The 20,401-nt window shown below is 69.4% G+C and carries 15 protein-coding genes; 10 read left to right on the top strand and 5 right to left on the bottom strand.

The window, feature by feature from the left end:
- Positions 1-205 precede the first annotated feature (205 nt).
- The 3 genes from E6C64_RS06250 (at position 206) to E6C64_RS06240 (ending at position 3,262) form a co-directional block, all read left to right on the top strand.
- Positions 206-1,042 (top strand): SDR family NAD(P)-dependent oxidoreductase, encoded by an 837-nt coding sequence (locus tag E6C64_RS06250; protein ID WP_136426786.1) that lies wholly within the window; start codon positions 206-208, stop codon positions 1,040-1,042.
- The gene (locus E6C64_RS06245; protein WP_136426785.1) at positions 1,039-1,875 is read left to right on the top strand and encodes an SDR family NAD(P)-dependent oxidoreductase; all 837 of its coding nucleotides are present in this window, start codon (positions 1,039-1,041) and stop codon (positions 1,873-1,875) included. Before E6C64_RS06250 ends, E6C64_RS06245 begins: the two co-directional genes overlap by 4 nt.
- Before the next feature lie 208 nt (positions 1,876-2,083).
- A complete protein-coding gene (locus E6C64_RS06240; RefSeq protein ID WP_136426784.1) occupies positions 2,084-3,262 on the top strand; it encodes an alpha/beta hydrolase family protein in 1,179 nt (392 codons plus the stop codon).
- 92 nt (positions 3,263-3,354) lie between these two features.
- Here the strand turns inward: E6C64_RS06240 and E6C64_RS06235 are convergent, their stop codons facing one another.
- The 4 genes from E6C64_RS06235 to E6C64_RS06220 form a co-directional block, all read right to left on the bottom strand.
- Entirely contained in the window at positions 3,355-4,353 is a 999-nt protein-coding gene (locus E6C64_RS06235) for a fumarylacetoacetate hydrolase family protein (protein ID WP_136426783.1), read from the bottom strand.
- Positions 4,350-5,483, bottom strand: a complete 1,134-nt coding sequence (locus E6C64_RS06230) for an FAD-dependent monooxygenase (RefSeq protein ID WP_136426782.1) — start codon at positions 5,481-5,483, stop codon at positions 4,350-4,352. Before E6C64_RS06230 ends, E6C64_RS06235 begins: the two co-directional genes overlap by 4 nt.
- An 81-nt stretch (positions 5,484-5,564) precedes the next feature.
- The gene (locus tag E6C64_RS06225; protein WP_438941844.1) at positions 5,565-6,581 is read right to left on the bottom strand and encodes a cyclase family protein; all 1,017 of its coding nucleotides are present in this window, start codon (positions 6,579-6,581) and stop codon (positions 5,565-5,567) included.
- A 73-nt stretch (positions 6,582-6,654) separates the two neighbouring features.
- Positions 6,655-7,665, bottom strand: coding sequence for a VOC family protein (locus tag E6C64_RS06220; RefSeq protein WP_136426780.1), 1,011 nt, complete (start codon positions 7,663-7,665; stop codon positions 6,655-6,657).
- Between the two features lie 230 nt (positions 7,666-7,895).
- Between E6C64_RS06220 and E6C64_RS06215 the strand changes: the two genes are divergently transcribed.
- Positions 7,896-8,777 (top strand): LysR family transcriptional regulator, encoded by an 882-nt coding sequence (locus E6C64_RS06215; RefSeq protein WP_233255495.1) that lies wholly within the window; start codon positions 7,896-7,898, stop codon positions 8,775-8,777.
- A 77-nt stretch (positions 8,778-8,854) separates the two neighbouring features.
- On the opposite strand, the gene E6C64_RS06210 is transcribed toward E6C64_RS06215, so the two are convergent.
- On the bottom strand, positions 8,855-10,084 hold the full coding sequence (locus tag E6C64_RS06210) for an MFS transporter (RefSeq protein WP_233255494.1): 1,230 nt from the start codon (positions 10,082-10,084) through the stop codon (positions 8,855-8,857).
- Between the two features lie 326 nt (positions 10,085-10,410).
- Between E6C64_RS06210 and E6C64_RS06205 the strand changes: the two genes are divergently transcribed.
- From E6C64_RS06205 to E6C64_RS06180, 6 genes are all read left to right on the top strand, one after another.
- Complete coding sequence (locus E6C64_RS06205) at positions 10,411-11,430, top strand: VOC family protein (protein WP_136426779.1); 1,020 nt, start codon at positions 10,411-10,413, stop codon at positions 11,428-11,430.
- A 91-nt stretch (positions 11,431-11,521) separates the two neighbouring features.
- Positions 11,522-11,899 (top strand): nuclear transport factor 2 family protein, encoded by a 378-nt coding sequence (locus tag E6C64_RS06200; protein WP_136426778.1) that lies wholly within the window; start codon positions 11,522-11,524, stop codon positions 11,897-11,899.
- A complete protein-coding gene (locus tag E6C64_RS06195; RefSeq protein ID WP_136426777.1) occupies positions 11,899-13,491 on the top strand; it encodes a family 43 glycosylhydrolase in 1,593 nt (530 codons plus the stop codon). The genes E6C64_RS06200 and E6C64_RS06195 overlap by 1 nt, the downstream gene beginning before the upstream one ends.
- 13 nt (positions 13,492-13,504) lie before the next feature.
- Positions 13,505-15,700 (top strand): glycoside hydrolase family 3 N-terminal domain-containing protein, encoded by a 2,196-nt coding sequence (locus E6C64_RS06190; protein ID WP_136426776.1) that lies wholly within the window; start codon positions 13,505-13,507, stop codon positions 15,698-15,700.
- Positions 15,701-15,714: 14 nt separating this feature from the next.
- Positions 15,715-18,927 (top strand): glycosyl hydrolase, encoded by a 3,213-nt coding sequence (locus tag E6C64_RS06185; RefSeq protein ID WP_136426775.1) that lies wholly within the window; start codon positions 15,715-15,717, stop codon positions 18,925-18,927.
- A 163-nt stretch (positions 18,928-19,090) separates the two neighbouring features.
- Positions 19,091-20,386, top strand: a complete 1,296-nt coding sequence (locus tag E6C64_RS06180) for an ABC transporter substrate-binding protein (protein WP_136426774.1) — start codon at positions 19,091-19,093, stop codon at positions 20,384-20,386.
- Positions 20,387-20,401 lie beyond the last annotated feature (15 nt).

Below are 20,401 nucleotides of genomic sequence, written 5' to 3'. Positions count from 1 at the left end.
AGTCCGCTTCCGTTCAGCGGAAGCGACGCGCGTGACGACCGAGCTTCGACGCGCGCCTCCCGCACGGCTCAGCCACCGGGTGGGAGCGAACCGTCGGTGGCTGAGCGCCGTCGACGCCCTCCCGCGCTCGGCCGTCGCCCACGGATCGGCCATGCTTGGCGGAACGATGCGCGGCGATGGCGGGCGCAGGAGGAGAGTCGCATCCATGACCCTAGAGCTCCCAGAGCAGCACCGGCTTCCGGGCCTCGCCGGCAAGCTGGTCGTCGTCACGGGCGCTGCAGGCGGACAGGGGATCGCCGAGACGCGCATCCTCGCCGCGAGCGGAGCCCGGGTGATCGCCACCGACCTCGCCGCGGAGGCATCGGACGACTTCGCGGCGGCGACCGCCGAGTACGGCGATGCCGTGCGCTACCGGCAGCTCGACGTGGCCTCGGCCGACGGGTGGTCGGCACTGGCCCAGGGGATCGGCGAGGGCGTGCACGGGCTGGTCAACAACGCAGGCATCGCCTTCCGGGCGAGGCTCGGCGAGATCGAGCTGACCGATTGGAACCGGGTGATCGGCATCAACCTCACCGGCGCGATGCTCGGCATCCAGGCGATGGTCCCGCTGATGTCCTCGGGCGCATCCATCGTCAACGTCGGGTCGGCGGCGGCGCTGACCCCGCACCACACCGTCGCCTACACGGCATCCAAGTGGGGCCTGCGCGGCCTCAGCGCCGTGGCCGCCACGGAGTTCGGGCCCCGGGGGATCCGGACGAACATCGTGCATCCCGGCTACATCGAGACGCCGATGATGGCGTCCGCGCCGGCGATCATGACCGAGGCGCAGCTCGCGCTCACCCCGCTCGAGCGCACCGGCCAGCCCGATGAGGTCGCGGCGGTGGTCGCCTTCCTTCTCTCCGACCTGGCCTCCTACGTCAACGGCGCGGAGATCCCCATCGACGGCGGATACAGCTCGTCGGGCGGGGTCAAGTACATGTCCGATGTCATCGCCCGAGCCGCCTCGACGACGTCACCCGCACCGGAGGTCCCGAACCCATGACTCAGCCGACCGGCTCGTCCGCAGCCCCGGTCTCATCCGCACCCGACGTGCTTTCGGCGGCGCAGCTGTTCTCCCTCGACGGCCGGGTGGCCATCGTGACAGGCGCCACCTCGGGGATCGGCTACGCCACCGCGCGCCTCCTCGCCTCCGCCGGGGCGCGGACGATCCTGACCGGCCTGGTCGCGGACGACGCCGTCCGGATCGCCGCCGAGCTGGCGGACGAGGGACTCCCTGTCAGCGGGCGGGGCTGCGATGTGCGTCGCCCCGATGAGCTCGCGGATTTGGTGGACTCCGTCTACGCCCATTTCGGTCGCCTCGACTCCATCGTCTGCAACGCGGGGCTCGCGATCGACACGGACCCCATGACGACCGCCCCCGTCGAGCTCGACGAGCAGCTCGACGTGATGTTCGACGTGCACGTGCGCAGCATCCTGCACCTCGCGGGAGCGGCCTTCCCGCGGATGGCGGAGGCGGGCGGCGGCAGCCTCATCGTCATGTCGAGCATCGCGGGGCTGCGCGGCAACCGGCAGATCGGGCTGTACGGCATCACGAAGGCGGCCAATGCGCAGCTCGCCCGCAACCTGGCCGTGCAGTGGGGTCCTCAGAACATCCGGGTCAACGCCGTCGCACCAGGTGTCATCGACACCCCGTTCGCCCGCCCCATCACCTCCGATCCGTCGATCGCCGACCAGCGGCTCGCCAAGACTCCGCTGCGCCGCTTCGGCAGCCCGCAGCATGTGGCGGGCACGGTGCTGTGGCTCGCCTCCGAGGCCGGCGCGTTCACCTCGGGTCAGACCATCGTGGTCGACGGGGGCACCCTCATCGCCGACTGATCGACCTCGATCAGGACCGCCCGATATCACTGGCACCGATGGGCCGCATTAGCCACCTCTTCTTCCGTGATCGCGCCGACCTCCGTAGCGTCGGAGGGGTTCGAACTGTGCGTCGGTGACGAGGGAGTCCTTCGATCTTCCGCGCGTGCGCTCAGCTCCATTCAGGAGCTCGGCCAGCCCAGCTACGAGATCGTGAGGACCATCCCCGATGTTCATGTACTTCCCGACCAACTACGTGTGGAGCATGGCGGTCGTCGCCAGTCTCAACAACGGCGGCTACATCGACGAGATCGACCGTGCCTGCAAGCCCGTGCTGATCGCTGCTCAGAACGGCGACGACGCCGGCACCGAGGAGCTCTACGCATCGTGGTCCGCCGTCGCCGACCGGCTCATCGCCAAGGCGCAGGACGACGAGGCCCGCGGCCGCCGCATCGGCGCGGGGGAGACCTACTACCGCGCATCGCTCTACACCTCGCAGGCCGAGCGCCTGCAGTCTCCGAAGTGGGAGGGACGCAACGCCGCCTACCAGAAGTCGATCGACCTGCTGCTCAAGCACGTCGAGCTCAGCGGCGCCCCGCTGATCACCGTCGATGTGCCCTTCGAGGGTGCTCTGCTGCCGGGCTACTTCTACCGCGCGCCGGGCGACGGACCCAAGCCGGTCATCATCATGTTCAACGGCCTGGACTCGACCAAGGAGATGATGTACTACTCCGGGTTCCCGCAGATGCTCGCCGTCCGCGGCATCTCGACCCTGATGATGGACACCCCCGGATCCGGCGAGGCGCTGCGGCTGCGCGGCCTGCACGCGCAGTACAACACCGAGGTCTGGGCCGGCCCGATCATCGACTGGCTCGAGGCGAACGCCGACGAGCTGGGCGTGGACACCGAGCAGATCGGGATCAGCGGCTGGTCGCTCGGAGGCTACTACGCCCCCCGCGCGCTCGCCTTCGAGAAGCGCCTCAAGCTCGGCGTCGCATGGGGCGCGAACCACAACTGGTTCGAGGTCCAGGAGGGTCGCCGCCAGCGCGAGGGCGAGAACCCCGTGCCGCACTACTGGGACCACGTCTTCTGGGTCTGGGGAGCGTCCGACATGGACGACTTCATCGAGAAGACGAAGAACATGCACCTCAACGGCGTGGTCGACAAGATCACCGTGCCGTTCCTCATCACGCACGGAGCCGGCGACCGGCAGATCAACGTGAAGTACGCGCACCAGTCCTACGACCAGGCCGTCAACTCCCCGAAGCGCGAGCTGCGCATCTTCGACGACCCCGAGGGCGGCACGGAGCACATCTCGATCGACAATCTGACCTACGTCGCCGGGATCATCGCCGACTGGGTGGCGGAGACCTTCGACGAGCTGCAGGCGGCCGAGCAGCCCGCCTGACCCGCGCGAATTGCCGAAAATGGCTCCCAAATCTGAGTTTTGGGAGCCATTTTCGTCAATTCGGCGCTGTCAGGCCGCGGGCCAGCCCGCGGTCAGCGGGTGCGCTGGCGGGTGCGCGTGCGGGCGGCGGGCAGGGTCGGCGCCGGAACGCGGTCTCCGACGACGTTGACGATCTCGCCGACGCCCTCGATGATCATCCGCACCTCGTCGCCCGGTTCGAGCGGCGGGATGGACGAGCCCCGGCCCCACAGCTCGCCGAGGCAGCCGCCGTTGCCGACGGTGCCCGAGCCCAGGACGTCACCGGGCACGACGACGGAGTTGCGGGACGCGTAGGCGACCAGCTCGGGGAAGGTCCAGCCCATGTTCGAGACGAGGTCCTCGCCGACCAGGGTCCCGTTGACGTGGACCTCGGCGTGCACGGCGAGGAAGCCGTCGGAGTCGACGAACTGCTCGAGCTCGTCCGACGTCACGATCCACGGGCCGAGGGTCGTGCCGAAGTCCTTGCCCTTGCACGGCCCGAGGCGCACCTTCATCTCGCGCGCCTGCAGGTCCCGCGCCGACCAGTCGTTCATCACGGTGTAGCCGAAGATGTGGTCGGCGGCGGCAGCGGTGTCGAGGGTCTCGCCGGTGGATCCGTCGACGCCGCCGATGACCACGGCGAGCTCGAGCTCGAAGTCGAGTCGACGCGTCTCGGGGATCGCGACGACGTCGCCGGTGGCCCTGATGGTGTGCGGATTGGTGAAGTAGAAGGTGGGCGCCTCGTACCACTCGTCCGCGACGTGGCTCTTCCCCTCGACACCGGCGCTGACGCCCTCGACGTGCTCCTCGAACGTGACGAAGTCGCGCACCGACGGGGGAGCGACGGGTGCGATGAGCCGCACCTCGGCCAGCTCGGTGCCGAGCGTCGCATCGACGTCGAGCGCCGAGCCGACCCGATCGTGCAGCGTGCGTGCCGCACTCAGGCCGGCGGCGAGGACCGTCGCGACGGTGCCGGCGTCCGGGAAGTCCACGACTCTCGTCGCCTCCGCCTCGCCGACCACGAAGCCCTCGCCGATGCTGCCGTCGGCCGAGATCCAGCGGGCGATCCTCATGCGGGGAGGGCCATCTTCTGCGCGATGCCGAAGATGAGGGCGCCGGCGTCCGCGTCGCGGTTGCCATCGAGCTGCCACTGGGCCAGCTGGGTCGACGCCTCGACGACCGCCTGCGCGCGCACGATGCGGCGGGTGTGGAACTCCTCCCAGAGCGCCTCGTCCAGGACGTCCGCCTTCACGAGCAGCTCGGTCAGCACGTAGGCGTCCTCGAGTCCCTGCGCCGCGCCCTGCGCGATCGTGGGCGGGCAGGAGTGCGCCGCATCGCCGATGATCACCACGCGGCCCCGGTTCCAGGGAGCGGGCACGAGGTGGCTGGTGAACCAGGTGTAGTTGGCCGTCGCGCCCTTCTCGAGGTCGGCACGGATGTCGTTCCACGGACCCTGGTAGGCGCGCGACTCCTCGATCATGATGCGCGCGGCCTCCGCGTCGTCGAGCCCGGTGCGGTCCTGGGCCCGCTCGACGAGGAAGGCGTACATGCTGTTCTCGCCGGTCGGCGTGTAGCCCGCGATGAAGACCGGACCGCCGTAGTACAGCTCGCTCCGCTCGACCTCGGCGGGGCGCGAGACGAAGGTCCGCCAGATGCCCATGCCGTTCGGCTGCGGCTTGGTGTCGATGCCGATCAGGTCGCGGACGGTCGAGTTGAGCCCGTCGGCGCCGATCACGAGGTCGTAGGTTCCGACGCTCTCGCCGTCGACGAGCAGCTCGGCGCCGTCCTCGCTCTGCTCGATGCCGGTGACCCGGGCGCCGAAGCGCACGGTGACGCCGACGCTCTCCGCACGGGCGAAGAGGATCTGCGCGAGCTCGGCGCGGGGCATGCCCATCGCCGCGGGGTAGTCCGGGCCGCCGGACTTGACGTCGGGCAGCGCGGCGACGACGGGCGCGCCCGGGCCGGGCGCGCGCAGGTTGAGGCCCTCGAAGGTGAACCCGGCAGCCTGGATCTCCTCCCAGACGCCGAGCGAGTCGAACACCCGGAGCGCATTGCCCTGGAGGGAGATCCCGGAGCCGCCCAGCCCGAGTTCGGGCTTGGCCTCGAACAGGTCGACGCGGACGCCCGCCTTGGCGAGCTGGATGCCGGCCGCCAAGCCGGCGACTCCCGATCCGATGATCGCCGCTGAGGAGATTGCGGTCATGTCAGAACCTCTCTGTTCCTGTAGATCTGTTCGTGTGGATCTGCTGCTGATGGAGCTGGTGCGTGACGGCGCGGGTGCGCGTCAGAGGATGGCGACCGGATTGACCGGCGAGCCGACCGCGCCGGTGATCGGCAGCGGCGGTGCCGAGAGCAGGAAGTCGAACCGGCCGAGCTCCGCGCAGGCCACGGCGAGCTCGTCCAGGTCCCACATCTCGCCGATGGTCAGCCCCATGTTCGGGATCGCGACCTGGTGCAGCGGCTGGAACGAGGGAACGTCGAACTCGTTCGGACGCACCTCGAAACCCCAGGTGTCGGTCGCGATGGCGGCGATCTCGGTCCGGTGGATCCAGCCCGCTGCGGTGAGCGAGATGCCGGCGGCCTCGCCGCCCGCGTAGTCGTCCCAGCCGTCACGGCGGGCGCGGGCCAGACGGCCGGTGCGAACCACGACGATGTCGCCTCGGCCGACCGTCGACGACGTGCCCTGCGCGGCGATGCACGCGTCGAGGTCTGCCGCCGTGACGCCGTAGCCGTTGGGCAGCTCGCCCGTCTCAGGGGCGAGGAAGCGGCCGACGTCGAGCAGGACGCCGCGCGAGACGATCACGTCCGCGGCGTGCTCGATGCCCGTCACCAGGTCGCCGTCGCTGGTCACGGTGGTTCCGGCACGGCGACCGTTCCAGGCCTTGCCGTGGTCGAAGATGTGGCCGAGGCCGTCCCACTGCGTCGAGCTCTGCAGGGGCATGGTGATGTAGTCGTCCGCGCCGCCGATGCCGTGCGGGAAGCCCTGGTTGCCGAGCTCGGCGTCGGAGCCGGTGTCGGTCATGGTGTGGATCGGATTGACGCGTCGGCGCCAGCCCTTCTGCGGTCCGTCGGTGTTGAACGCGAGGGACAGCGAGACGACCCGGCCCTCGCGGACGAGGCCTGCCGCCTCGATCCGCTTGGCCGCGTCGATGAAGTTCAGGGTGCCGAGGACGTCGTCGTCGCCCCAGCGGCCCCAGTTGCGGTACGCCGTCGCGCGGGCGTAGATCTCCGACTCCGGGTCCCGCCGATCGATGTCCGCGGGATCCTCGCTCGGCTTGCTGCCGGCTGCTGGTGTCGTCAAGATGTCCTCCTCGAGTCGTGACGGATGTCGTACCGGAGGGCGCGTGGGCGAGCCTCCGAAGACGGGCCTGGGCTCAGCCGTGCTGAGTGTACGGGTTGAGCAGGGCGTCCTGGAGCTCGGTCGGCACGCCCTCCTCCGTCGCGGTCGGACCGTCGGCGGCGGGGAACGACTCGGTCATCGACATGGGCATGGCGCCGTTGCGGTAGAGGTTGCTCGAGCCGAGCGACGGCTTCCAGGTGTTGGGCTGCCAGTCGGGGACGTAGTTGCGGTAGCCGCCCGTGTTCAGCTCGATGCGCATGCTGGACGGCTCGCGGTAGTAGAGGAACGTCTGCTCGCCGATCCCGTGGATGGAGGGTCCGTACTCGATCGGGATGTCCCGCTCCATGAGGGTGTCCGCCGCGATCAGCAGCTCCTCGTGGGTGTCGACCCAGAACGCGTAGTGGTTGATCCGACCGGGGCGGGTCGAGCCGTCGAGCACGACGCCGAGGTCATGGGACTTCTCGTTGGTGGTCAGCACGGAGAACACCGAGATGGGCGCCTGGTCGAGCACGGTGCGGGCCATGATGCGGAAGCCGAGCACCTCGTTGTACCACTTGGCGAAGCCGTCGACATCGCTGGCCGCGATGGTGACGTGGTCGAGCTGGCGGGGTGCGCCGGCGATCTTGGAGCGCTTCTCAGGGCGGTCGGGGTAGATCGACGCGACGTGCGGCTCGGAGCGGTGCCGGACGACATCCCAGTGCAGGGTCATCGAGTGCCCGAACGGGCCGGTGAAGCGGTAGGCGCGGCCGATCTGGTAGCCGTCGAACCACTCGCCCTCGACGCCGGCCTCCTCGATGCGACGGACCGCCTCCTCGAGCGCCTCGGGCGAGGTGGTGCGCCAGGCCATGGTCTGCAGTGTCGGCTCGTCTCCGGGCGCGACGACGACCGAGTAGGCGTAGTAGTCGCCCCAGCAGCGCAGGTAGACGGATCCGTCCTTGCGGGCGACCTCGGTCAGGCCGACCTCGTTCTTGTAGAACTCGACCGACGCCTCGACATCGGGAGCGGTGATCGCCACATAGGAGAGGTGGGAGAGCAGGCTGATCATCGTCGATCCTTTCGGGGCGCGGGGGAGCGCGGGTGCCTTCTCCACTATCCGGGTCGCCCGGCGACCTAAGGAATGCCTATCTGGCTATGCCGTGAATCCATGGTGCTTATACTTTGGCCAGCCCGCCGCCGGTTCGAGGAGGGCAGGTCGATCGACCATGTCGATCGACGGCGAAGGAGGCGACGACGGCTGATCAGCGTTCTCTGGCGCGCCTCGATCTCAACCTCCTGGTGGCGCTCGACGCCCTGCTCACCGAACGAAGCGTCTCCCGTGCGGCCGAGCGACTGCAGCTCAGCCAGCCGGCGCTCTCGGCGGCTCTCGCCCGTCTGCGCACCCATTTCGGCGACCCGATCCTCGCGCGGCGGGGGAACAGCTACGACCTGACCCCGCTGGCGGTCCGCCTGGCCGAGCACACCACCGCCGCCCTCGAGATGTCGCGACGGGTATTCCACAGCCAGGCCGACTGGAGTGCCGAGGCCGCGGTGCGGGAGTTCTCCATCTACGGCTCGGACTACTCTTTCGCGACGACCGGTCGAGCGGTCTCGCTGCTCGCGATGGATCGGGCGCCGTCGATCAAGTTCCGCTTCATGCTGCACACGACGCAGATCGTCGAGGACGTCCATGAGCGCCTGCGCACCGCGGACGGCATCCTCATGCCGCACGGGCCGATGAGCGGACTGCCGTTCATCGACCTGTGGCGGGACAGCTGGGTGATCCTCGCCGCCACCGGGAACCCCGACACGCGCCACGGCATGACCATGACGACGATCGCCGAATCGCCCTGGGTGTTCACCTACCAGTCCCGGACGGCGTTCACCTCGGCAGGACGGCAGATCCAGCAGCTCGGCATCGAGCCGCGGGTGGAGGCGGTGCTCGAGAGCTTCGTCACCCTGCCCACCTTCATCGCCGGCACCCGCAGGCTGGGGCTGATCCAGGCGGGTCTGGCCGATCTCGCGCTCGCGATGGGCGGAGTCGAGGTGTTCGATCCGCCCTTCGATGCGACGCCGATCACCAACGCGCTCTGGTGGCATCCCGCCTACACGCACGACCCCGAGCACATCTGGATGCGCCAGCAGTTCGCCGAGGCGGCCGCGCTCCTGCCCCAGGGCTGAGGCTTCTCCCCGCACGCAGAAGGGCGGTCGCAGCTCTCGCCGACGACCGCCCCTCGCGCATGCGACTCAGACCGGGCTCAGGCGGCCTGGACCTCGACGCCCGCGGTGTTGCGGCGCAGCGAGACGCCGACGAGCACGGCGATCACGACGGCGATGATGCCGACGACGCCGACCGCTGCGGTCAGCGATCCCGCCGCCGCGCCGATCACGGCGATGAGGATCGGGGTGAGGAACTGGCCGAGGAAGAAGGCCGCGGTCCAGAGTCCCGTCACCCGCCCGCGCTCGGCGAACTGGGTCGTCGCGATCACCCAGCGCAGCAGCGACGGCAGCAGGAAGCCGGAGCCGAACGAGGCGATGATCGCTCCGATGGCGACACCGGTGAGACCCGGCACGAACCAGATCACGAGCATCCCGACGGCCTGGATCACGAAGGCGATCGGCAGCAGGCGCGAGACGCCGATCCGGATGGCGCGAACGAAGGTCAGGCCGCCGATGGCGGTGGCGAGCGATGCGCCCGCGGCGACCGCGCCGATGACCGCCGTGTCGGTGGCCGCGATGCCGGTCCCGACAACGAGGTAGCTCGCCTCGATGATGATCACGTAGAAGCTGAAGCCGCTGAACAGGGTCACGGCGAGCGGACCGGCGATCCGGCCCCACGGGATCGGAACCCGGGCGGCGGCGACAGCGCCGTTCGCGTCGCCCTCCGACCGACGGGGCTCCCAGAGGGCGAAGATCATCGGGATGGCGATCAGCAGGCTGATGGCGTACACCCAGAACGGCGCGTGCCAGCCGCCGGTGCCGAGCGCACCACCGAGGGCGATGAAGACGGTCGCGGCGAGCGTCGTCGCGATGGTCTGCGCCGCGAGATAGCGGTTGCGCCGCTTCTCGTGGAAGTAGTCGACGATGAGCGTCGTGCAGACCGTCATGATGGCGGCCTCGCAGATGCCGACGAGCACTCGGCTCGCGAGGATCTCGGGCAGGCCCTGCAGCCAGGCCGGCGCCGTGCCCACGAAGGCGTAGGCGATCATGGCGATGATCAGGAGCACCTTGCGTCCGACGCGGTCGACGATCTGGCCGGCGAACGGCGCGAAGATCGCGATCATCAGCGCCGGGATGGCGACGACCATCGGCACGAGCACCTCGGAGCCGGGCACGTCGGCGAACTCCGCGGACAGCTGCGGCAGCACAGGTGTGATGAGGACCGAACCGAGGATCGGCATGCAGCTGCCGGCCAGCAGCAGCACGCCCTGGCCGACGCCTGCCTGTCGGGCAGTCGCCACCTCAGCGGTAAGGGAAGAATTCGACACTGAACGACCTCCATCGATTCCCGAGCGACAGAGCAGCCGCGGGCAGAGCCCGCTGGACGGCCACGATGCGCATCCGAGTCGCTCCGCGCGATGCGGAGCAGTCTCATTGAAGCCACGAAGACGGTATCCGGGAACAAGCCGTTGCTGATCCGCACTATCCGCTTTGCTGATAACCCAGTAGCGGGCCAACGGGCGAGCGGCCCGGAAGCCCGGCCGTCGCCGCCCGCGCATCGACGCCACCGATGGAGCGCATTAGAACTCCGGTATTCCCTGATGAGCCGGCGCTCGCGCAAAGTGGGACCCGCATCCACCTCGAAAGGTCAACGATGATCAAGCTGCTCTCCCACCTCGCCTTCGTCGCGATCACGACGCCGAACGTCGAGGAGTCCACCGAGTTCTACGAGGAGCACGTGGGGCTCACCGTCACGGACCGCATCGACGGCGACGTGTACCTCCGCTGCTGGGGTGACTACTACCGCTACTCCGTGATCGTGCGCAAGGGCGACGAGCCGGGCCTCGCCACCATGGCCTGGCGCACCACGAGCGACGAGGCGCTGGACGAGGCCGCTCGACGCATCGAGGCCGCCGGCGTCACCGGCACCTGGTCGGAGAAGGGCGTCGGCATCGGCCGCTCCTACGAGTTCGTCGGGCCGTGGGGCCACTCGATGACCCTGTTCTGGGACGTCGAGCGCCACGCCCCGCAGGGCGCCGTCGCCTCGATCTACCCCGACCGTCCCGAGAAGCGCTCCAAGGTCGCCGGCGCACCCCGCCAGCTCGACCACGTCACGATCGCGGCCAGCGATGTCGACGCATTCGCGAAGTGGTACAACGACGTGCTGGGCTTCCGGATCATGGCGAAGACGGTTCTCGACGAGGCGCCCATCTCGGTCTTCTCGGTCCTGACGACCAACGAGAAGTCGCACGACCTCGGCGTGGTCCTCGACGGCTCGACCCGCGCGGGCCGCATCAACCACTACGCCTTCTGGGTCGACACCCGCGAAGAGCTGCTCATCGCGGCGGATGTGCTCATGGAGCACGGCTACCCGATCGAGTACGGACCGTCCATCCACGGCATCGGCGAGCAGACCTTCCTCTACTACCGCGAGCCGTCGAGCCTCCGGATCGAGCTGAACACCGGCGGCTACCGCAACTACGTGCCCGACTGGGAGCCGAACATCTGGAAGCCGTCCCTCGGCTCGAACAACCTGTACCGCAACGGCGCCATGCCGATGTCGATGACCGAGTCGTTCCCCGCCGCCGACGGCCCGAGCGCGACCGAAGAGGGCGTGCCCGACGAGCTCAAGGCGCAGCTGCTCAACCCGTACGCCCAGCACGGTCAGGGCTGAGCGAGCCGACTACCGCAGCAACACCATCCGGCACCGGCCGGTCGCGATCCGTCGCGGCCGGCCGCGCTGTCATCCGCCACGAAGGAGTGCGATGACCGACACCAGCACCAACCGCGCGATAGTCGAAGACTTCGCCCGGATCTTCTACGCCGAGCGGGATGTCGCCGGCGCGTTCGCGGCGCACGTCTCCGCGGACTACATCCAGCACAACCCGAACATCCTCGACGGCCCGCAGGCGGCGGTGGACGCGCTGAAGGACAAGTTCAGCGCCGACGGCGCGCGCTTCGACGTGATGCGCATCCTCGTCGACGACGACCTCGCGCTCATCCATCTCCGTGCCACGCGGCCCGGTGCCCCGGCCGCCGCGGTTGCCGACATCTACCGGCTCGAAGGCGGCAAGGTCGTCGAGCACTGGGACGTCCTGCAGGCCGTCCCTGCGGACGCGGTCAATCCGAAGGCGATGTTCTGATGTCCCGCTGGGGCATCGGGGTGGAGGGGCGGCGGATCGCCGACCTCGGCGACGGAACGTACCGGAATCCCGTGATCAGCGGCGACTTCCCCGACCCTTCGGTCCTGAAGGACGGCGAGGACTACTACCTCACGACCTCGTCGTTCGATGCCGCTCCCGGGCTGCTGATCCAGTATTCGCGGGATCTCGTCAACTGGGAGCCGCTCACCTTCGCCCTGCCGAACCCGCCCGCCATCGTCTTCGCCGTCGACATCGTGAAGCATGAAGGCCGGTTCTTCATCTACATCCCCTTCATCCCCGCGGCATGGGCGCCGGAGTTCGGCAGCACGCCGCGGATCGCCGTCATCCACGCCGATTCGATGGCGGGGCCGTGGAGCGCGCCGATCTTCCTCGACATCGAGCGGGCGATCGACCCGGGCCACATCGTCGGCGAGGACGGACGCAGGTACCTCTTCCTGAGCGGCATCCGGCGGGTGCGGCTGACGGAGGACGGCCTCGCCACCGACGGCCCCATCGAGCAGGTGTACGACGGCTGGCGCTACCCCGACGAGTGGATCACCGAGGCGTACGCGCTGGAGGGGCCCAAGCTGCTGCGCCGTGGTGAGTGGTTCTACCTGATCAGCGCCGTCGGCGGCACCGCGGGCCCGGCCACGGGCCACATGGTCACCGTCGCGCGCTCCCGCTCGGTCCACGGACCGTGGGAGAACGACCCGGCCAACCCGATCGTGCGCACCCGCAGCAGCGACGAGGCCTGGTGGTCCCGCGGGCACGCGACTGCCGTGGAAGGGCCGAGCGGCGACTGGTGGCTCGTCTACCACGGCTACGAGAACGGCTTCCGGACCCTGGGCAGGCAGGTGCTGCTCGAGCCGGCCGAATGGACCGATGACGGCTGGCTGCGCGCGCTCGGCGGAGACCTCTCCCAGCCGTTGCCCATGCCGATCGTCGGAACGGCCACTGCCTCGGGTTCGTCGGGGGCGCCCGATGTCGGGTCCCTGCGGGGGGTCTCCCGCTCCGACGACTTCACCGCCCTCGAGCTGGGCAGCCAGTGGGCATTCCATGCGCCGGCGCCCGGCGAGCTCGGCCGAGTGGCGCTGGAAGGCGACGCGCTCGTCCTCGCGGGAAAGGGCACGGGGCCGGCCGACAGCTCTCCGCTCGCCGTGCCGACAGGCGACCGCTCGTACGAGATCGAGGTCGTCGTCGAACTGCTCGATCAGCGCGAGGACGCGAGTGGGGGTGTAGGCGCCGACGATCAGTCGATCGGAGGCCTCCTGCTCTTCTTCGACAACGCGCTGTTCCTCGGCATGGGCTGGGGCGGATCGACGATGACGACCTACGGCGGCGGACGGCGCAGCCACTGGCGGGAGCAGGTACCCGGATCCGGCGTGTTGCACCTGCGCATCCGGAATGACGAGCACATCGTGTCGATGTGGCACAGCCCGGATGGCGAGACCTGGACCAGACACGGTCTCCGATTCGAGACGAGCGGCTACAACGCGAACACCGTGAACGACCTGCTCAGTCTGCGCCCCGCGATCTTCGCCGCCGGTCCGGGCGCCGTGCGATTCCGACGGTTCGCCTATCGGGCGCTGTGAGCGGGCATCCGAGATGAAGGACGACAGGATCCGCGGAATCCTCGCCCGGATGACGTGGGCGGAGAAGCTCGCCCAGCTGCAGATCGTCTGGATCCCGGACACCGTCGCTCAGCACGACCGGGTCCGCAGAGGCATCGGAGCCATGTTCTGGCCACCCTCGGCCGAGGCGACGAACGAGCTGCAGCGGATCGCGGTCGAGGAGACCCGGCTGGGGATCCCGCTGCTGATCGGCCTCGACGTCGTGCACGGGCAGTTCACGATCTTCCCGACGCCGCTCGCTCAGGCGTCGTCGTTCGATCCGGCCGTCGCCGCGCTCGACGGTCGCACCTCCGCCACCGAGGCCCGGTCGAACGGCGTGAACTGGACCTTCTCCCCGATGGTCGACATCTCGGTCGACCCGAGGTGGGGCAGGGTGGTCGAGGGCTTCGGCGAGAGCCCCTTCCTCGCTTCGGCGTTCGCGGCCGCGAAGGTCGCCGCATATCAAGGCTCGAGCCTGGCGGCGACGGACTCGATCGCCGCCTGCCTCAAGCACTTCATCGCCTATGGCGCCGCGGAGGCGGGTCGCGACTACAACTCGACCGACGTCTCGAATCGCCGGCTGCGGGACGTCTATCTGCCTCCCTTCGCGGCGGGCGTGCGAGCCGGTGCCGCGAGCGTGATGGCGTCGTTCAACTCCCTCAACGGCGTCCCCATGCATGCCAACTCGTGGATGCTCTCGGAGGTCCTCAAGGATGAGCTCGGCTTCGCCGGGGTCGTCGTCGGCGACGCGGAGGGCGCGTCGCAGCTGACGGTCCACGGCGTCGCCGAGACCGAGGCGGAGGCTCTGGCGCTGTCCATCACGGCGGGAGTCGACATCGTGATGGGCGGCCCGCCGATGGGCGACGCCGTCGACGACAGCTCACTGCACGACCCGTCCGCGCTCGATGTCGCGCGCGTGGACGATGCGGTCCTGCGGATCCTCGCGGTGAAGGAATCCCTCGGCCTCTTCGACGATCCCTATGTCGATGCCTCGAAGGCGGTCTCCGCGCCGACGGAGCAGTCCCGCGCCGACGCGCGCGCCTCCGCCGAGCGGAGCGTCATCCTGCTCAAGAACGGCGGATCGGCGGATGCCGGCGAGCTGCTGCCGCTCGATCCCGAATCCACGAAGCGGATCCTGCTCACCGGACCGTACGCGCGCAGCACCGACCATCTCGGCGCCTGGGTCCAGAGGTTCGGCGTCGGCTCGCGATCCCTCGAGGAGACCTTGAGGGAGCGATTCGGGCAGGCGACCTGGACGGTCGAGGACGGCGCCGGATTCCTCGCCTCCGAGCCAGGCCAGCTCTCCGCCGCGGTCGACGCGGCGCGGGAGTCCGATCTGGTGATCCTCGCCGTGGGGGAGCCCAGCCATCTGTCGGGCGAGGCGAGCTCGCGCAGCGAAATCTCGCTCCCCGGTGAGCAGGACGCGCTGATCGAGGCGATCGTCGATACCGGGGTGCCGGTGGTGGTCGTGCTCCTCGCGGGCCGCCCGCTGGTGGTCGAGCGCTGGATCGACCGGGTCGACTCCGTGCTGTTCGCCTTCCACCTCGGCACCGAGGGGCCAGACGCGCTCGCCCGTGTCCTGGCCGGCGACGTGAGTCCGGCGGGACGCGTGCCCATGACCTTCCCCCGCTCGGTGGGCCAGATCCCGATCTACTCCGAGCACGAGCGCACGGGTCGGCCGGCGAGCACCTCCGGATCGCTGTCGGCCACGAAGCACGACGTCGGGCTCGAGGGACCCAACAACCTCGACGACTCCTTCACGTCGAAGTACCTCGACCTGCCGCTCGGTCCGCGCTTCCCGTTCGGTCACGGCCTCGGCTACACGACCTTCGATGGGCCGGGCCTGCAGGCCACTCGCACGTCCATCTCGCTGGCCGAGCTGGCGGCGGGCGGCTCGCTCGAACTGTCGGCCCAGACCCGGAACGCCGGACCCCGGTCCGCGGACAACGTGCTGATGCTCTTCCTCAGCGATCCGGTCGCCAGCGTCGCTCAGCCGGTGCGGAGACTCTGCGGCTTCGCCCGACTGCACGTGTCCACGGGCGATACGGCCTCCATCACGTTCAGGATCGGCGCCGACGAGATCGGCTTCTGGGACGACCAGCGACGGCGGCGCGAGCCCGGCCTGCTCCGCTTCACCCTGACGGACGGCATCGATGAGTCGGACGTCTCGGTCCACGTGACGGCATCCTGACGTGGGTCGCTGATATGGCTCTCTGGGACGAGTTCCTGGCGCCTCCGCCCGAGGCGCGGCCGCGGGTCTGGTGGCACTGGATGAACGGCAACATCGACGAGGCCGGGATCATGCTCGACCTCGAGTGGATGAAGCGGGTGGGCATCGGCGGAGCGCAGGTGTTCGAGGGCGGGATGAACCACCCGCAGGTGGTGTCCGAGCGGCTCGTCTTCATGTCTCCCGAGTGGAAGCGCGCCATGCGGGCGGCCGTTCAGAAGGCCGACGAGCTCGACCTCGAGCTGACCATCGCGACGTCTCCCGGGTGGAGCGCGGCGGGCGGGCCGTGGGTGGACGCGGCCGATGCGATGAGGAAGCTCGTCTGGAGCGAGCTGATCGTCGACGGCGGCTCAGCGCTCGACGTGCGGCTCCCGGGACTGCCGGACGCGGCAGGCCCGTACCAGGACGTCGAGCGACCTGGCGCGGCTCCGCGCTGGAGCAGGACCAGCCGTGTCCTCGCCATTCCTGAGCAGGGCGTGCGTCTGCGGCCCACCTCCATCCGCAGCAGCACTCCGGTGGACGACCTCGGCGCGCTGACCGACGGCCTGTTCGGGCCTGCCGTCGTGCTGCCGCGCGACAACGAGCGCACGTCGACGGAGTGGATCGAGTTCTCCTTCGACGAGCCGACCGCGGTCGGCGCGATCACCGTGGGCCTGCCGGGACGGCGGGGATTCGGAGCGCCCCCGCCCGTGCGCGCTGTCCTCGAGAGCAGTGCGGACGGCGAGCGCTTCCAGCCGGTCGCCGAGCTTCCCGCCTCGTCGTCGCCGGTCCGCTCCGAGAGCTTCGCTCCGGTCACCGCCCGCTGGTTCCGGCTCGTTCTCACGGGCGAGCCCGCGGCAGCGTCGATCCCTCCGATGGGCGAGGGCGTCCTGCCGCTCCCCTTCCCGCCGCCCGCGGCGGAGATGCTCGTCTCGGAGGTCGAATTCTGGTCGGACGGACGGATCGCCGCAGCCGAGGTGAAGGCCGGGTTCGCCACGACCCCCGACTACTACGCGGTGCCGACCCCCACGGGCGTCTCCGGAGTGCCGATCGGCGAGGTCATCGACCTCACCGACGCGGTCGACGGCGACGAACGGCTGACCTGGGACGCGCCCGCCGGGCGGTGGCGGATCCTCCGGTTCGGCTCCTCGCTCACCGGACAGACCAACGGACCCGCTCCCGCGGAGGCGACGGGGCTGGAGGTGGACAAGCTCGATCCGACTCGGGTCGAGCGCTATCTGCGCGATTGGCTCGGCATCTTCCGGGATGCCGTCGGCGCCGACCTGATGGGCGCGCGCGGCATCCGCGCCCTGCTGAGCGACAGCATCGAGTCCGGCCCGCAGAACTGCACGGACCGCCTGCCTGAGGAGTTCGAGCGGCGACGCGGCTACAGCCTCACCGCATGGCTTCCGGCGCTCGCCGGCTTCGTCCTCGACAGCCCGGAGCGCAGCGACAGGTTCCTCTGGGACTACCGGCAGACCATCGCCGAGCTCTATGCCGACGCCTATTACGGCACGATCGAGCGGATCGCCCACGAGGCCGGTCTCGTCTACTACGCCGAGGCGCTGGAGGACCACCGTCCGCAGCTCGGCGACGACATGCAGATGCGCAGCCACGCCGACGTCCCCATGGGAGCCATGTGGACGCCTGAAGAGGGGCGCGGCTTCAAGCCCACCTACATCGCCGACCTCCGCGGCGCCTCCTCCGTCGCCCACGTGTACGGCAAGGCGTTCACCGGCGCGGAGTCGATGAGCGCCTTCGGCCACCCCTACGCGTATGCGCCGCGGGATCTCAAGCAGGTCGTGGACCTGGAGCTCCTGCTCGGAGTGACCCGCTTCTGCATCCACACGTCCCCTCACCAGCCCTCGGAGGCACCCGCCCCCGGGGTCTCGCTCGCGCCGCACCTGGGCCAGACCTTCACCCGCCACGAGACGTGGGCAGAGCAGGCAGGTGCGTGGATCGACTACCTGGCGCGCTCGTCGTGGCTGCTCAACGCGGGCGCACCGGGGGCGGACATCGCCTACTTCTTCGGCGAGGAGGCGCCGCTCACCGCCATCTTCGGCGATCGCCTCGTCGACGAGGTGCCGGCAGGCTTCGAGTTCGACTTCATCGGAGCGGACGGGCTCGCCTCCGCCGTGACCGTCGACGAGGACGGCATGCTCCGCTCCCGGGGAGGCGCGGCATATCGGCTGCTCTACCTCGGCGGCACCGCGCGTCGGATGACCCTCCGCACGCTGCGGCGGATCGCCGAGCTGATCGCCGGCGGGGCATTGCTGGTGGGGGAGCGTCCGATCGGCTCGCCGAGCCTGAGCGACGACGACGACCAGTTCGCCCGACTCGTCGACGAGCTGTGGGCGCCCAACGGGAACGGTCGCAGCTCGGTCCTGACCGGAACACTGGAGGACGCGCTCGCATCGGAGCGCATCGAGCCCCGGTGGGTCGTCGCAGGAGGTCCGCTCGCCCTCACCCGACGGGTCGCCGACGAGGGGGAGATCCTCTTCGTCAGCAATCCGACCGCGTCGACGGTCTCGGCCGCCATCCGTCTTCGGACCGCGGCGTCGCATGTGCAGTGGTGGGACGCGGTGCGCTGCCGTCGCTCGGAGCTCGATGCTCGGCGAGACGGAGGATGGGTCGAGGTGGACCTCGCGCTGGCGGCCCACGAGTCGGGGTTCCTCCTGCTGAGCGACGAGCCCGCCAGCGCCTCCGTCGCCAGACATCGCAGGGAATCGGTGCCGATCGCCGGCCCCTGGAGCGTCCGATTTCCTGAGAACGCCGGCATTCCTGATCGCGAGCACGCAGAGCTCGCGCTGTTCGGGCCGGCGGCCGAGGAATCGGTCTTCTCAGGGACCGCCTGGTGGAGCGCGGAATTCAACGCTCAGGGGGATTGGAGCGCCGGCGACAGCGTCACCCTCAGGCTGGGGGAGGTCCGGGATCTGGCCGAGGTGAGACTCAACGGCGCCGCCATCGGAGTGACCTGGACGGAGCCGTTCGAGCTGGACATCTCCGGCGCCATCCGACCTGGGGTGAACCTGCTGGAGATCGGGGTGACCAACACCTGGTCCCACCGCCTCATCGGAGAGGCGCGCGCGGCGGCGGACGGCAGAGCCGCTTCGGACGGGTTCGACCTCTCGGTCTATCGGGCGGACGCTCCGACCCGGCCATGGGGCCTGGCCGGCCCGGTGGCGCTCTGCCGCCACGGTTCGTCGGCGTGACCTGAAGGGCCGAGGTGCTCATCAGCGCCCTCAATGTCCGGAACGCCAATGCTTATGTCGAACTCTAGCGCAAGTAGGTAGTCTCAAAACGTCAGCCTGGTTCTGACAAACCCCCTTGCTCCGCGATCGTGGAGCTTGACAATGCCGTCAAGAAAGGTTCGCAATGTCACAGCACAGCCGAACTCTGCGTCGCGGGATCAAACCCGCCGCAATCGCCCTTCTCGCCGCGAGCGCCGTCGTGCTCGCCGGATGCTCCTCAACCCCGGCCGCCGCGCCCACTCAGAACACCGATACCAAGGAGTTCACGCTCTACGCGCCGGTGACCGAGTCCGGAGAATCGCCGTACAAGGCGCTCGCCGACGCATTCATGAAGGCGAACCCCGACTACAAGGTCACCCTCGATGAGGCGGGCGGCGACAGCTACGGGCAAGGTCTGACCACCAAGCTCCAGGCGGGCAACGCCGCGGATGTGTTCGAGGTGCAGCCCGGACGCGGTCAGCTCTACAGCATCCTGACGCTCGCCGAGGGCGGCTATCTGCTGCCGCTCGATGACACCGATGCCAAGACCACGATCCCCACGGGCGCCGAGGGCCAGTTCACCGTCGACGACAAGGTGTACGGCCAGAGCCTGGACTTCGCCACTGCTGGTCTCGTCGCCAACCTCGCGCTCATGCAGAAGGACGGCATCGCTGAGTTCCCGACCACCTACGACGAGCTGATCAAGGACTGCGGCATCGCGAAGGACAAGGGTCACTCCTTCTTCGTCATCGCCGCATCGGTGGTGCCGAACGCGGGCTTCTTCTCCCTGGTCTTCTCGGGCGACACCGTCTACGGGCCCACCCCGGACTGGAACGAACAGCGCGAAGCGGACAAGGTGACCTTCGCCGATGACAAGGGCTGGCAGGAGGCCCTGGGCCGCTTCACAGAGCTCCAGGACGCAGGCTGCTTCCAGGAGTCGCCTGAGGCAGGAACCTTCGACACCATCACCAACGCTCTCGTGGGCGAGACCTCCTACGCCGGTGCGATCCCCTCCGGCGCGGCCTTCGGCCTCGGTGGTGCCAACCCGAACGCGAACTTCGTGGTCGAGCCGTTCCCGGCGCCCAAGGCGTCCGACACCATCATCTCGGCAAGCGTGAACTACGCGTTGGCGATCAATGCGAAGTCGCCCAACCAGGTTGCCGCGAAGAAGTTCCTCGAGTACGCCACGAGCAGCGAAGGCGCAACCGTCTACCCCAGCGTCTCGGGCAACCTCCCCGCGGTCGGCGCCGACTTCACCAAGCTGCCGCCGCAGTTCGCCGGCGTCGCCACGCTCCTCCAGGACGGCAAGACCTACCCGCTGCCGAACTCGTCGTGGGACTCGGCCGAGGTCTACAACGCACTCGGAACCGGTGTGCAGGGTCTGTTCACCAAGCAGGCCACGGTGAAGGATGTCCTCGAGGCCATGGACGCTGCGTGGTAGCCCTGGGCACGGACT

Source organism: Naasia lichenicola (genome assembly GCF_004801885.1).
Classification (GTDB): Bacteria; Actinomycetota; Actinomycetes; order Actinomycetales; family Microbacteriaceae; genus Naasia; species Naasia lichenicola.
The sequence above is the reverse complement of the archived record's forward strand: the minus strand, read 5'-3'. Positions and strand labels throughout refer to the sequence as shown.